General features: G+C 33.9%; 15 protein-coding genes. 7 read left to right on the plus strand and 8 right to left on the minus strand.

The genetic code is table 11. From position 1 onward, the window contains the following. Nucleotides 1-64 precede the first annotated feature (64 nt). Nucleotides 65-481: a thiol-disulfide oxidoreductase DCC family protein gene (locus QLS65_RS13580; protein WP_282718380.1), complete on the plus strand. Its 417-nt coding sequence runs from the start codon at nucleotides 65-67 to the stop codon at nucleotides 479-481. A gap of 76 nt (nucleotides 482-557) precedes the next feature. Beyond that, nucleotides 558-689 carry a hypothetical protein gene (locus QLS65_RS13585; protein WP_255409051.1) on the plus strand — a complete coding sequence of 44 codons (132 nt, stop codon included), beginning with the start codon at nucleotides 558-560 and terminating at the stop codon, nucleotides 687-689. A gap of 61 nt (nucleotides 690-750) precedes the next feature. Here the strand turns inward: QLS65_RS13585 and ettA are convergent, their stop codons facing one another. From ettA to holA, 3 genes are all read right to left on the minus strand, one after another. After that, complete coding sequence (ettA, locus tag QLS65_RS13590) at nucleotides 751-2,445, minus strand: energy-dependent translational throttle protein EttA (RefSeq protein WP_099715464.1); 1,695 nt, start codon at nucleotides 2,443-2,445, stop codon at nucleotides 751-753. Between the two features lie 78 nt (nucleotides 2,446-2,523). Then, nucleotides 2,524-2,706, minus strand: coding sequence for a CAL67264 family membrane protein (locus QLS65_RS13595; protein ID WP_091169561.1), 183 nt, complete (start codon nucleotides 2,704-2,706; stop codon nucleotides 2,524-2,526). A gap of 76 nt (nucleotides 2,707-2,782) precedes the next feature. Then, entirely contained in the window at nucleotides 2,783-3,787 is a 1,005-nt protein-coding gene (gene holA, locus QLS65_RS13600; protein WP_121342084.1) for a DNA polymerase III subunit delta, read from the minus strand. 92 nt (nucleotides 3,788-3,879) lie between these two features. On the opposite strand from holA, the gene QLS65_RS13605 reads away from it, so the two are divergent. The 3 genes from QLS65_RS13605 to QLS65_RS13615 are packed head-to-tail and all read left to right on the plus strand — an operon-like array spanning nucleotide 3,880 to nucleotide 6,228. After that, a complete protein-coding gene (locus QLS65_RS13605) occupies nucleotides 3,880-4,329 on the plus strand; it encodes a type I restriction enzyme HsdR N-terminal domain-containing protein (RefSeq protein WP_099715462.1) in 450 nt (149 codons plus the stop codon). Nucleotides 4,330-4,342: 13 nt separating this feature from the next. Then, nucleotides 4,343-5,350 (plus strand): glycosyltransferase family 2 protein, encoded by a 1,008-nt coding sequence (locus tag QLS65_RS13610; protein WP_282718381.1) that lies wholly within the window; start codon nucleotides 4,343-4,345, stop codon nucleotides 5,348-5,350. 44 nt (nucleotides 5,351-5,394) lie between these two features. Then, complete coding sequence (locus tag QLS65_RS13615) at nucleotides 5,395-6,228, plus strand: OmpA/MotB family protein (protein WP_282718382.1); 834 nt, start codon at nucleotides 5,395-5,397, stop codon at nucleotides 6,226-6,228. Between the two features lie 107 nt (nucleotides 6,229-6,335). On the opposite strand, the gene QLS65_RS13620 is transcribed toward QLS65_RS13615, so the two are convergent. The 3 genes from QLS65_RS13620 to QLS65_RS13630 all read right to left on the minus strand — a co-directional run bounded on the left by QLS65_RS13620 (nucleotide 6,336) and on the right by QLS65_RS13630 (nucleotide 10,305). Continuing rightward, on the minus strand, nucleotides 6,336-6,956 hold the full coding sequence (locus tag QLS65_RS13620) for an L-threonylcarbamoyladenylate synthase (RefSeq protein ID WP_282712915.1): 621 nt from the start codon (nucleotides 6,954-6,956) through the stop codon (nucleotides 6,336-6,338). Nucleotides 6,957-7,069: 113 nt separating this feature from the next. Further along, complete coding sequence (locus QLS65_RS13625) at nucleotides 7,070-9,409, minus strand: ATP-dependent helicase (protein WP_121342086.1); 2,340 nt, start codon at nucleotides 9,407-9,409, stop codon at nucleotides 7,070-7,072. A 125-nt stretch (nucleotides 9,410-9,534) separates the two neighbouring features. Next, entirely contained in the window at nucleotides 9,535-10,305 is a 771-nt protein-coding gene (locus QLS65_RS13630) for a sulfite exporter TauE/SafE family protein (protein ID WP_099715457.1), read from the minus strand. A 129-nt stretch (nucleotides 10,306-10,434) separates the two neighbouring features. Between QLS65_RS13630 and QLS65_RS13635 the strand changes: the two genes are divergently transcribed. Beyond that, nucleotides 10,435-10,956 (plus strand): DUF7935 family protein, encoded by a 522-nt coding sequence (locus QLS65_RS13635; protein ID WP_282712914.1) that lies wholly within the window; start codon nucleotides 10,435-10,437, stop codon nucleotides 10,954-10,956. An 8-nt stretch (nucleotides 10,957-10,964) separates the two neighbouring features. Here QLS65_RS13635 and QLS65_RS13640 read toward each other — a convergent pair whose 3' ends face one another. Beyond that, entirely contained in the window at nucleotides 10,965-13,028 is a 2,064-nt protein-coding gene (locus tag QLS65_RS13640; protein ID WP_282718383.1) for a M1 family metallopeptidase, read from the minus strand. After that, nucleotides 13,028-13,612, minus strand: coding sequence for a transposase (locus tag QLS65_RS13645; RefSeq protein WP_282718384.1), 585 nt, complete (start codon nucleotides 13,610-13,612; stop codon nucleotides 13,028-13,030). The genes QLS65_RS13640 and QLS65_RS13645 overlap by 1 nt, the downstream gene beginning before the upstream one ends. A 99-nt stretch (nucleotides 13,613-13,711) precedes the next feature. Between QLS65_RS13645 and QLS65_RS13650 the strand changes: the two genes are divergently transcribed. After that, nucleotides 13,712-14,449 carry a Dph6-related ATP pyrophosphatase gene (locus QLS65_RS13650; RefSeq protein WP_282718408.1) on the plus strand — a complete coding sequence of 246 codons (738 nt, stop codon included), beginning with the start codon at nucleotides 13,712-13,714 and terminating at the stop codon, nucleotides 14,447-14,449. Nucleotides 14,450-14,496: the final 47 nt, after the last annotated feature.

Genomic DNA, 14,496 nt, shown 5'->3' on the forward strand with positions numbered 1-14,496 from the left:
GATACAAGTTGAGCAACTAAATACGATTGCTTCGTTCCTCGCAATGACATAAGGATACATAAAAATGGAAAACTTACCTAAAAACAAAAAAATTATCCTCTATGATGGCGTTTGCAATCTGTGTGATTCGGCAGTGCAAAGAATCATTAAGCATGATTCAAAAGATGTTTTCAGATTTGTTGCCTTACAATCTGATTTAGGTCAAAAAATCATTAAACACTTGGGAATTGATACACAAAAAACGGATAGTATTATTCTGTATCAGCCAGGTTTCGCTTATTATTATAAATCGGAAGCCGTTTTAGAAATTGCAAAAGATTTAAGTGGACTATTTTATTTTGGTACTTTATTTTCAATATTACCCACTTCACTAAATAACCATATTTACGATTATATCGCTAAGAACCGATACAAATGGTATGGAAAAAAGGAAACTTGCCTAATTCCCACAAAAGAGCTCCAAGCTAAGTTTTTAGAATAAATGACCAATATGATAATTATCATACCTTTTATTTTGCAAGAATAATATATTTGGACAATCTTAAATTTAATTAATCATGAAAGACACTACACTTTTTTCTTGGGATAACGGTTCCTTTATAATGATTGTCGTATTTGGTTTAGTAATCATAGGACTGGTTGCCGCAGTTTTAATTATGATGAATTCCGACAAAAAAATAAAAAAATAGCACAAAAAAAAGAGGATGCCCAGTGGACATCCTCTTCTATTATTAAGACAATTAGAATGAATTAGCTTCTAATTAACTTTCTGTATTTCAATCGCTTTGGAGTTAAATCACCACCTAAACGTTTTTTCTTATTTTCCTCATAATCAGAGAAACCACCTTCAAAATAATATACTTCAGAGTTTCCTTCGAAAGCTAGAATATGCGTACAAATTCTGTCCAAAAACCATCTGTCGTGAGAAATAACTACCGCACAACCTGCAAAACTCTCCAAGCCTTCTTCTAATGCACGAAGTGTATTGATATCCAAATCATTCGTAGGCTCATCCAGTAAAAGTACGTTTCCTTCTTCTTTCAAAGTCATTGCAAGGTGCAAACGGTTACGTTCTCCACCCGAAAGCATAGAGACTTTCTTATTTTGTTCTCCACCACCAAAATTAAATCGTGATAAATAAGCTCTTGAATTTACTTGCTTTCCGCCCATCATAATCAATTCCTGACCGTCAGCGAAGTTTTCCCAAATTGATTTATTAGGATCTATGTTGGAGTGCGCTTGATCTACATAAGCGATTTTTACAGTGTCTCCAATTAAAAATTCTCCTGAATCTGGTTTTTCTTCACCCATTATCATTTTGAAAATTGTTGATTTACCAGCGCCATTTGGTCCAATAATCCCAACAATTCCTGCTTGTGGTAACGTGAAATTTAAATTATCATATAGTAATTTATCTCCAAAAGCTTTAGCAACATTTTTGGCTTCAATTACATTAGTTCCTAAACGTGGACCATTTGGAATATAAATTTCCAGATTTTCATCCAATTGTTTTTGGTCTTCATTCAGTAATTTATCGTAGTTCTGCAAACGCGCTTTTTGTTTCGTTTGACGCCCTTTGGCACCTTGACGAACCCAGTCCAATTCACGTTCTAAATTCTTTCTACGTTTTGAAGCTACTTTTTCTTCCAATGCCATACGGCTTGATTTTTGGTCTAACCAAGAAGAATAATTACCTTTCCAAGGAATTCCTTCACCTCTGTCTAATTCCAAAATCCAACCGGCAACATTATCCAAGAAATATCTATCGTGCGTTACTGCAATAACAGTTCCGGCGTATTGTGCTAAATGTTGTTCTAACCAAAGTACACTCTCTGCATCCAAGTGATTCGTAGGCTCATCCAAAAGCAAAACATCAGGTTGTTGCAACAACAAACGACATAAAGCTACACGACGACGCTCACCACCAGATAAATTCTTGATTGGTGTATCACCTTCCGGAGTACGCAAGGCATCCATTGCAATTTCTAGTTTGGTATCAATTTCCCAAGCTCCCAATGCATCAATTTTATCTTGCAAAAGCGCTTGACGATCCATCAATTGCTCCATTTTTTCGGCATTTTCATAGACTTCCGGCAAACCAAAACTATCATTGATTTTATTGAACTCGTCTAGAACAGCCATTGTTTCAGCAACACCTTCTCTTACAATTTCAATAACCGTTTTACTGTCATCTAAAATAGGTTCTTGTTCTAAATAACCTACCGTATAACCAGGTGCAAAAACCACATCGCCTTGATAGTTTTTATCAACACCTGCAATAATTTTTAATAAGGAAGATTTTCCGGAACCATTTAAACCTAAAATACCAATTTTAGCTCCGTAAAAGAAACTCAAATAGATGTTTTTAAGTACTGGTTTATCTGCTCCTTGATACGTTTTACTCAATTTTGACATTGAGAATATCACTTTTTTATCGTCTGCCATCTTTATTTTTTAATTTAAAATTTAAAATTACATTATCAATTTTCACTTTCAGTCTCGAATCTACATTTAAAACAACTACTACAGTCTGCCTTTAAGCGAACTAAACACCCAAGCATTAGCCAAAAAACCAACACCTACAGCTGCAAATCCCCAGCCTGCTACATCATCATATCTAAAAGCGCCTAATGCAATAAGCAATAAACCCATTACAATCATTATCAAAGTAGCCCAACCTAAAATAGTGTTTTTATTCATTCCCATAATTGTGGTATTTGTTTTTAATAAACCGATTCCGAAGTCTCGGAACGGGAGTGCAAATATCGGAAATTTTTGTCCTTTAATTAAATATTTTATAAAGCATTTCTCGTAACAAATCGGATTGTGACATTGCATTAGCACCAACACCTTTACTTTTTACATCAATATCTCTTAAAGCACCTACAATTTGACTTACTTTTTTCATCGGATAGTTTTTCAAAGCCACATCATATTCTTTCAAAAAGAATGGATTTACGCCTAATACAGCCGACACATTTTTGGGATTTCTGTCCTTCAAACCGTGGTATTTCAGTAATTGGATAAAAAATCCAAAAACCAAACTTGTAGTTACCACCATTGGATTGTCTTTTGGATTTTGTGCAAAGTTTTCCGCAATCGTATACGCTTTTAGCTGGTTGCGTTCGCCAAGTGCTTTTCGCAATTCAAATACATTAAAATCTTTACTGAACCCTATATTTTCCTCAATATGCTTGGGAGTTATGGTACTTCCAACCGGTAGAATGATTTGTAATTTTTCCAGTTCATTGTTTATTTTACTCAAATCTGTTCCAAGAAATTCCACCAACATGGCATTTGCTTTGGGCTCAATCGAATATTTTTTACCTGACAAAACACGTTTGATCCACTCTCCTACTTGGTTTTCATATAGTTTTTTACTTTCGTAAACAATACCGTTTTTCGCTAACAACTTAGTTACTTTTTTGCGCTTATCCAACGTTTTGTATTTATAACAAAAAACTAAAACCGTTGTTGCCATTGGGTTTTCAGCGTAGCTTTCCAGTTTATCTATGGTTCTGATTAAATCCTGTGCTTCTTTTACGATGACCACTTGACGCTCTGCCATCATAGGATAACGTTTTGCTGTGGAAATGATATCTTCTATAGAAACGTCTCTTCCGTATAAAACGGTTTGATTGAAGCCTTTTTCCTCTTCGGATAAGACTTTTTCTTCAATATAATCTGATAGTTTATCAATATAATACGGTTCTTCACCCATCAAAAAATAAATTGGTTTGATGTTGCCGCTTTTTATATCATTTACAATTTTTATAACCTCGTCCATTTATTTTTGGTTTAAAGTTTAAGGTTTAAAATTTATAGCATCGTGTGAAACTTTAAATCTTAAACTTTAAACTAAATAACTATTTTTGCTTCATGCAAAAACTCAATTTTCAGCTTTATAATTTTCGTTTCAAAAATAGCGAAAATAAAGTCTCCATTTTTGATGAAATCAGGAAAAAATTTATCATTCTTACTCCCGAAGAATGGGTTCGTCAGCATGTAGTCCAATTTTTATTGGAAGAAAAAAAATACCCAAAATCATTGATTAATGTAGAGAAAGTTTTAAAAGTCAATGGCTTGCGCAAAAGATACGATGTTGTGGTTTTCAATTCTGATGGTTCCATTTTCATTTTAATCGAATGTAAAGCCCCCGAAGTAAAAATTGCACAAGCGACTTTTGATCAAATCGCCCGTTATAACATGACTATGAATGCACAATTTTTGATGGTAACCAATGGTTTGAATCATTACTTTTGCCAAATGGATTTTGAAAATGAAAAATATCAATTCCTCCCCGAATTGCCAATGTATAAAAATATATAATCAAGTAATCTAAATGAAAATAGCTGTTGTCATCCTGAATTGGAATGGAATTTCATTGTTAGAAAAATTTTTACCTTCGGTATTGAAATATTCTCCAGAAGCCACGGTGTATGTTGCTGATAATGCTTCTACAGATGATTCTGTTTACTATGTGAAAGCTTTTTTTCCTTCGGTTAAAATTGTAAAAAACGACACTAATTTAGGATTTGCAGATGGATACAATCAAGCTTTAAAGCATATTGAGGCTGATATATATGCCTTGATAAACTCGGATATTGAAGTAACCGAAAATTGGTTGCAACCTATTCTTAAAACTTTCGAGAATGAGCCAAAAACCGCTATAATTCAGCCTAAAATATTGGATTTCAAAAATAAGGAATACTTTGAATATGCTGGTGCTGCCGGTGGTTTTATAGATCAATATGGATATCCGTATTGTCGCGGTCGTATTTTTGATACTTTAGAAAAAGACAACGGACAATACGATGACAACTGCGAAATATTTTGGGCAACAGGAGCTTGTTTTTTTATTAGAAGCGCCGTTTATAAAGAACTAAATGGTTTTGATGATGTTTTTTTTGCACATCAGGAAGAAATCGATTTATGCTGGCGTGCCTTCAATAAAGGATATAAAATAAAATATATTTCGGAATCGGTTGTATATCATGTAGGAGGAGCAACTTTACAGCAGGGAAACCCGAAAAAAACGTTTTTGAATTTTAGAAACTCATTGTTAATGCTGACAAAAAACCTTCCTAAAAATAAATTGTATCCAATTCTTTTAGGCAGAATGGTTCTGGATGGAATTGCCGGAATACAATTTCTTATGAAAGGAAAATTCAATCATTTTGTAGCGATATTGAAAGCACATTTTTCTTTTTACAAACTTTTTTTAGATCATTATAAAAAAAGAACTAAATTTCAAGAACAAAGATACTACAACACAAAAAGTATCGTTTACATCTATTTTATTAAGAAAATCGTTGTTTTTAACGATTTATTTAGAACAAAACAAATATAAAAAAGTAAATTTGTCTTTAACATTTAATTAAATTAATACCATTTATGAAAAAAATAGTAATTGCCTTATCTGTATTAGCGCTATTGACTTCATGTGTTTCTAAAAAGAAATACACTGATTTAGAAGCTAGAAATAAAGAAACTCAAGACTTATTAAATACTGCTACAGTAAAATTAAATGCTTGTTTAGAAGAAAAAGCGGCACTTTCTGCTACTGCGTCTCTTTTAAAAGAGCAAAACCAAGGATTAATAAGCACTTCTAAAGACATGACTATCTTGTCTACAAAAGGAGCTGAAAATATTGAAAAAGCTTTAGAATCTATCAAAGAGAAAGATTTAAAAATCAGCAGAATGCAAGATGCTTTAACTAAGAAAGACAGTGTAACACTTGCTGTAGTTACTAGTTTGAAAAGCGCTGTAGGAATCTCTGATCCAGATATCGAAATAAATGTTGAAAAAGGAGTTGTATTTATCTCTATTGCTGACAAATTACTGTTTAAAACAGGAAGTTACGATGTAACTGATAAAGCAAAAGGTGTTTTAGCTAAAGTAGCTAAAGTAATAAATGACAAACCAGATTTTGAATGTATGGTTGAAGGACATACGGATAGCGTTCCTTATAATGGTTCAGGGATATTATTGGACAACTGGGATTTAAGTGTGAAACGTTCTACTTCTATCATTCGTGTATTAACAAATCAATTAGGTGTTAAACCAGAACAATTGATTGCAGCCGGAAGAAGTTCATACATTCCTTTAGTAGCAAATGATTCAGCTGAAAACAGAGCTCGTAACAGAAGAACTCGTATTGTTGTTTTACCTAAAATCGATCAGTTTTATGACATGATTGAAAAAGAGATGAAAAAACAAAGACCATAATTTCAAATTGTATTTGAAATAAAAAACGTCCCGAATATCGGGACGTTTTTTTATATTTTTTACGGAACACTAATCCCTACTCTTCAGGGCTGGATACTGAATACGAATTAAAGAATATCCAAACTTCCTTTACCTTCTCTCACTACAATAGGTTCATCTCCCGATAAATCAATAATTGTTGATCCAATATTATCACCATAACCACCATCAACAACCATATCGACTAGGTTTTGCCATTTCTCAAAAATAAGTTCTGGATCAGTCGTATATTCAATAACATCATCTTCATCGTGAATGGAAGTGGAAACAATTGGATTCCCTAACTGTTTCACAATTTCTATAGCTATCGCATTATCAGGAACCCTGATTCCAACAGTAGTTTTCTTTTTGAATTCCTTTGGTAAATTATTATTTCCAGGTAAAATAAACGTGTAAGGTCCTGGTAAAGCTCTTTTTAATAGTTTAAAAGTAGGTGTATCAATTTGCCTTACATAATCGGATATATTACTCAAATCGTGACAGATAAATGAAAAATTAGCTTTATCCAGCTTTATTCCTTTAATCTTTGCGATGCGTTCCAAAGCTTTGGTATTGGTAATATCACAACCCAAACCATAAACAGTATCCGTTGGATAAATTACCAATCCTCCATCTTTTAAAACCTTCACTACTTTGGCAATTGCCGCTTCATTAGGTTTATCTTCGTATATTTTTATAAATTGAGCCATCAGATTTAAGATTTTTGATTAACGATTTTTGATTTTCTGATTTAAAATTTTAGACATTCAGTTTTAGATTTACTCAAACTGTCACTGAACACTGAAAAACTGACCACTTGGTACTATCCAATAATATCCAGTTTTGCAAAGCGTAACAATAATTTCTTTATTCCTCCAACCTCAAATTTAATTTCGGCTTTTTTATCTGCTCCCACTCCTTCCAGGTTTAAAACTTCGCCTTTACCAAAACGTTCGTGCATTACAATATTTCCGGCAACCAATTTATTATCAAACAAATTTGCACTACCGCTTGAAGTTGCAGTGTTGGATACAGGTTTCAACTTGCGAATATTTATATCCGATTTGGGTTCATTATCATTATTATATTTGACTGGTGGAGTTCCGTTGGCTGGTTTTGCCAGACGTAATTTGGATTTATCCACATCTCCAAAAATATCACTGTCAATCATTGGTTTATACCTATAATTTGATTCAGCCGGAGTTAGATATTCTAAATACTGTGCATCAATTTCCTCAATAAATCGGGAAGGTTCGCTATCAGTCAATTTTCCCCAACGATAACGCGATTGTGCATACGTCAAATAGGCTTGATGCTCCGCACGAGTCAAAGCCACATAGAACAAACGACGTTCTTCTTCGAGTTCACTTCTTGTACTCATACTCATCGCACTCGGAAACAAATCTTCTTCCATTCCTACTACGAAAACATGAGGAAATTCCAATCCTTTTGCCAGGTGAATTGTCATCAAAGCCACACGATCTTCATCACTGGTATCTTTGTCTAAATCTGTTGCCAAAGCCACATCTTCCATAAACTCAGACAAGGCGCCACGAGCTCCATCGATTTCTTTTTGTCCTTCGGTGAAATCTTTGATACCGTTTAATAATTCCTCTATATTTTGAATTTTAGCCATTCCTTCCGGAGTAGCATCTTTCTTTAATTCTTGAACCAATCCCGTTTTTTTAGCAACGTGATCGGTGATATAAAAAGCATCTTGATTTTGATCAATAACCTGAAAACTCTGAATCATCGTTACAAAATCCTGCAGTTTTTGCTTGGTTCCCGAATTCAGTTTCAAGTCAATCTTATCAATATTCTGCATCACTTCCCATATGGAACGTTTGTAGTGATTGGCAGCAATCGTAAGCTTTTCAACAGTTGTATCTCCAATTCCTCGAGCCGGATAGTTGATTACACGAACCAAAGCTTCTTCATCTTTTGGATTGATAACTAATCGCAAGTAACACAATACATCCTTGATTTCTTTCCTTTGATAAAAAGATAAACCACCATAAATTCGATATGGAATATCTCTTTTTCTGAGCGCATCTTCCATCGCACGGGATTGCGCGTTGGTACGATATAAAATTGCAAAAGAACCGTTACTAAGTTGGTTTTGCATCTTTTGTTCGAAAATAGTACTGGCCACAAAACGCCCTTCTTCGGCATCAGTCATGCTGCGGTGTACTTTTATTTTTGGACCAAAATCATTGGCAGTCCAAACTATTTTATCCAGCTTTACTTTATTCTTATCGATAATAGTATTTGCGGCTTCCACAATATTTTTTGTCGAACGGTAATTTTGTTCCAATCTAAAGGTTTTCACGCCTTCATAATCTTTCTGGAAATTCAAAATGTTGTTGATATTCGCACCACGAAACGCATAAATACTTTGCGCATCATCACCCACCACACAAATATTTTGGAATTTATCCGATAAAGCACGAACAATCAAATATTGAGAATGATTCGTATCTTGGTACTCATCCACCAATATATAACGGAAACGGTTTTGATATTTGGCTAAAACTTCTGGAAAACGAGTCAATAATTCATTGGTTTTCAATAATAAATCATCAAAATCCATCGCTCCAGATTTAAAGCATTTATCTACATAATTTTGATAAATTTCTCCTAATCTTGGCTTTTTAGCCATTGCATCCGCTTCTTGTAATTCAGGATTATTGAAATAGGCTTTTACCGTAATCAAGCTGTTTTTATAACTGGAGATTCTGCTTAAAACCTGTTTTGGTTTATACACATCCCTGTCCAATTGCATTTCTTTGATAATCCCGGAAATACAACGCAATGAATCTTGGGAATCATAAATCGTAAAATTCGAAGGATATCCCAAATGATCCGCTTCGGAACGTAAAATTCTGGCGAAAACCGAGTGAAATGTTCCCATCCAAAGATTTTTGGCCTCACTTGCTCCAACAATTTGAGAGATTCGGGTTTTCATTTCCCGTGCCGCTTTGTTGGTAAACGTAAGCGATAAAATATTGAAGGCATCAACGCCCTGATTCATCAAATAAGCAATTCTAATAGTCAACACACGCGTTTTCCCAGAGCCAGCACCAGCAATGATAATCATTGGTCCGTCTTTTTGAAGAACAGGTTCACGTTGGGCTTCGTTGAGTTGATCGATATATTTATGCATAGAGAAATTTAAATTTATTATGCAAAAATAAGAATTTAAGATTTAGAAAACAGGTTTAAATTACAATCATAATGAGTTCTGATTTAACCAAAAATTCACTTGCTATAAAGTCATTAGCAAAGTTGCTAATCTTTAAAAAACACATCGTACGCAAAACGAATTAGAGTACCAACAACCACAACTAAAAAGAAAATTCGAATAAAACTGTTTCCTTTATTGATAGCCAGTTTAGCACCAATCCAACCGCCAAGAGCATTACTGGCAGCCATAGGCAATGCAACTGCCCAAATTATTTTACCTTTTAATATAAAAAGGCAGATGGAGCCAAAATTTGTCGACAGATTCACCATTTTGGCATTTGCGGAAGCATGCAAAAAATCGAATCCCATAATGGCAATAAAAGCCACTACTAAAAAACTTCCTGTTCCAGGGCCAATAAATCCATCATATAAACCAACTACAAAACTGATTGCAATCGCATTCCATATTTGGGTTCTCGAAGAATGATTCTTTTCGATATGTTGCCCAAAATTTTTCTTGGCATACGTGTAAATCACTAAAAAAGAAAGAACAACCAGCAATAACGGTTTCATGAAATCATTGCTCACATATGTCAACAAAGTAGAACCTAAAAATGCCGAAGGAAATGCCAAAAGCATCATGATAGCCAGCAATTTCCAGTTCATATCCACTTTTTTAAGATACTGATATGCAGCAAACGAAGTTCCACTGAATGCAGGAACTTTCAAGGTTCCAATTACGGTTGAAACTGGAAGATTAGGCAATAAAATCAAACCCATAGGTGTTTGTATCAAACCGCCGCCACCAACAATGGCATCTATAAATCCTGCAGCGAAAGCAGCCAAACAAAGTAAAACTAATATGTAAGTTTCCATTTAACTATTATTTTTAATATTCCCTTAGTGATTGGCAAAAATACTATTCGTATTGATGTATTGCTATTAAAATGGAATTGATTTATAGTCAAAAAAGTATATTTTTGCTTTTATAAATTTTATCAAAGCATGGATACTACAAAAATTATAGAATTACTAAGTTATACGTTACCGGCAATAGTTACGGGTCTTGTTGCCTATTATTTTTTTGATCTCCATACCAAAAATGAAGAAGGAAGACGGCGTTATTTACTCAACAAGGAAGCACAAAAAAATGCTTTACCCCTGCGTTTACAAGCCTATGAGCGCATGTCATTATACATGGAACGCATCAATCCTACTAAATTATTAATTAGGATTACACCAATTTCTAACGATAAAAACGATTACGAAAATCTGATAACTGCACAAATCGAACAAGAATTTGAGCACAATTTAACCCAACAAATCTACATGTCAGATGAATGTTGGACTATCATTGTAACTGCAAAAAATGCTACAATACAAATGATTCGAAAAGCGAATATGAGTGAACGTGTAGATAATGCCGATAAATTGCGTGAAGTAGTTTTAAGCGATTTGATGGAAAAGCAATCACCAAGTAATGCAGCATTAGCCTACATCAAAAACGAAGTAGGTCAGTTGTGGTAGATATTTAATTATTCTTTCAACAATCGGTTCAACTGAAATTGCTCGGCTTCATTTAAATTCGGAATAATTCTTTCCAATGAAACTCTCATTTCCGGATTTTTCAATAATTTTCTAATATTATCCCTTCCAAATTTCGAGAATTGCCACATGTGATGTGTGGTTGCGTTGACCAAATTCTCCAAAACAACATCATTTATTATTTTGAAAGAAAGCAATTTCTCCAAAGCATTTTGCCTTGTATTTGCTTCGTAATTAATTGACGAATACTGTATTAATTCGTTTACGAGGGAAACCTTTTCTTCAACATAATTGGGTGTTGACAAAGCGAGTGTCAACCACAATGTCCTTAAATTGTAATCATTAAAACCAATCCAGGTTTTTGATTTATCTAAATATTGAATGCGTTGCTCCGGAAAATTATTCCATAAATTATACAGCGCAATTTCTTGTGTTTGATAGGATTTGTCCTCCAATAAAGTTCCATATTGGACTCTAAAACTTTCCGGAATTTCATTTAATGATGCTGCAACCGTTTGACGTAATTGTATATTTTTAGTTTCTAAAGCTAAAATAAAAAGGCTCGTTACATCTTCCCATTTTTCATTTTTCAATTGATTTACAATTGCTTCTTTTACCGAAAAATGCACATCCGATTGGAGTATTTTTTCAAAAAATTCTTTTTTCTCAGACAACGGTTGGTTCTTTAATTTCTCCACTTCAAACAACACTTGTATTGATTTGTTTTTAAGCAATAAACCATTGGCTTGTTGTGTATTAAAAACAGTTTTTTCAAGCCATACTTTACTAAAATTATCCAAATCATAATCCGATACTTTTTTGATTTCAGCAAAGAAATCTGCCGTGTTCACACTCTGAAACGCATGTTTTTTTAAATAGTTTTTTACCGCTTTTTTAAACGCTTTATTGCCTATTTCTTCGTGCAAAACAAAAAGTGCCCAAGCGCCTTTTTGATAGAAAGTTAACGAACTGGCTTTGGCATTCAAAACGGGAATCGTATCTGTTCGGGAAGCAAATTTCAATTGTTGCGCGGATTCGTATAATTTCGAATAAAAATAATCTTCTCCATAGATTTCCTTTTCGGCTAGCAATGCATAATACGTAGCAAAACCTTCCTGCAACCAATGGTGTTTTCCACTTTCAGCAGTGACTAAATTTCCAAACCATTGATGCGCTAATTCATGCGCATTGACATTCGTGTAACTTCTGTCCTCGAAACCTATTGAATCAACCACATAACGCGTATTGAAAAGCGTTGCCGAGGTATTCTCCATTCCGGCATACAAAAAATCCCGAACAGCCGCTTGTTTGTAAGTTCCCCAAGGAAACTTCACTCCTATTTCCTTTTCTAAAAAATCAAACATTCTTTTTGAATCGCGATATGTTGATTCAAATTTGGCACCGTCTTTTGGTTCCAAATACATTTCTAAAGGAATTCCGGACTTTGATTTTTGGATGTTTTTTTCAAATTTACCGATGGCAAGCATCAATAAATATGAACTCATCGGTTTTTGCATTTGGTATTGCCAAACCGAAAATCCATCAAGCCCTGACTTAAATTTCAATGCTCCATTTGAAATTACCTGATAGTTTTTATTACATACAATATTCAAACTGAAAATCACCTTTTCATTCACATCATCAAAACTCGGAAACCAATGACTGGTATATTTTCCTTGTCCCTGCGTCCAAATTTGTATATTATTATTTGCTTCTGATCCAATGAAATACATAGTTTGCTTTGGCTTTACCGAATACTGAAAAGTCAAGTTGTTTTTCCCTTTTTTAAACGGAAAAATGATTTGTAATTGTTTCTGTGTATTGATGTAATTAATCGTTTTTCCGTTGAGTTTTAAATCCGAAAATTCCATATTTTGAGCATCAATTTTAATGGTATCAATAGATTTCAAAACATCAAAATCATAATCGACATCTCCTGAAACTGTTTTTTCAATCGGATTTATAGCAATTTTTCCTAAAACCGATTTAAAATCAACAAATTGGGTTTGTTGGGCAAATGTGAACGTGGAAATAAAAAAGAATAGGTATTTCATTATGAACTTGAATTTATGGAATCTGTATTCCAATTTTTTGGATTATTTTTTATGTAATGGTATATGGTATCAAATGAATTATAATTTCGGACAATATGATCGTGATAATTTGATTGCCAAATGATGTTGGCGTCGTGATTCATCATTACATTAATTTGTTTAGTGGTAACCGATTTAAAAATCGCAACAAACGACGAAATGGAATTGGGCTTTCGAGATAATTTTTGTGATTTTGATTCCGAATGGAATTCCGATTCCAATTGTAGAGACGCACTAGGTAGAGACGCACTGCAGTGCGTCTCTACGTCGGATGATGAAATAATTTCAACCAACAAATGAATATGGTTAGGCATAATAACCCAATTATGAAAAAACCAACGTTCCCTAATTGTAATTGATTTCAATAATTCCGTTTCAATGATTTTTCCGTTATCGTTTAATAGCATTTTATCATCATCAATAGCACCAAAAATACATTCCCTATTTTGGGCAACTAACGTGATGAAGTAGATTGCTTCATTGGAATAATCCCAGTTTTTCAATCGATTTGATTCGGTTTGATATCTATTTTTAAATAATGACATTTAAAATGATTAGGTATGATTCCCAAAGTTACAAAGGTTTACCAAACTAATCCGACTAATTTTGTAAGTTTACCTCCAGAAAATTACAAGAAAATTACATTGAAAACGCAAGCCTTATTTAATTGGAGCAGCGGAAAAGATTCTGCGCTAGCCTTATATAAAACCCTACAAAACCCCGAAATTGAAATTACCTGCTTGCTAACCAGCGTAAATCAACAATACCAACGTATTTCTATGCATGGTGTTAGAGTTGAATTATTGCAGCAACAAGCTGAAAGCATTGGATTGCCACTTGAAATCATGCAAATTCCCGAAATGCCTACGATGGAAGTCTATGAAAATGTGATGCGCGAAACATTGGCTAAACTAAAAAAACAAGGGGTCACGCATTCTATTTTTGGAGATATATTTCTGGAAGACTTGCGTAAATACCGCGAAGATAAATTAGCCGAGATAGGTTTCGAAGGAATTTTTCCGCTTTGGAAAATCCCAACTCACGAAATTATTCAAGAATTCATGGATTTAGGATTTAAAACGATTGTAGTTTGTGTAAATGAACGATTTTTAGATAAAAGCTTTGTTGGTCGTGTGATTGACCAAGATTTCATCAACGATTTACCTGAAAATGTAGATGTTTGTGGCGAAAACGGTGAATTCCATACCTTCACATTTGACGGTCCCATTTTTTCTAAACCAATTAATTTTGAAATTGGTGAAATCGTGTACCGAAAATACGAAAAACCAGAAAAAGAAGATTCCTCAGATACCGCTTGCGATACGAGTGCTTCTGATGCATTTGATTTTGGATTTTGGTATTGTGATTTGGTTGCAAAATAATTTAAATACAAAACTCCGAAGTCATAAGACAACGGAGTTTCATTTTT

Origin of the sequence: Flavobacterium algoritolerans, from assembly GCF_030010385.1 — a bacterium.
In the GTDB taxonomy this organism is placed as follows: domain Bacteria; phylum Bacteroidota; class Bacteroidia; order Flavobacteriales; family Flavobacteriaceae; genus Flavobacterium; species Flavobacterium algoritolerans.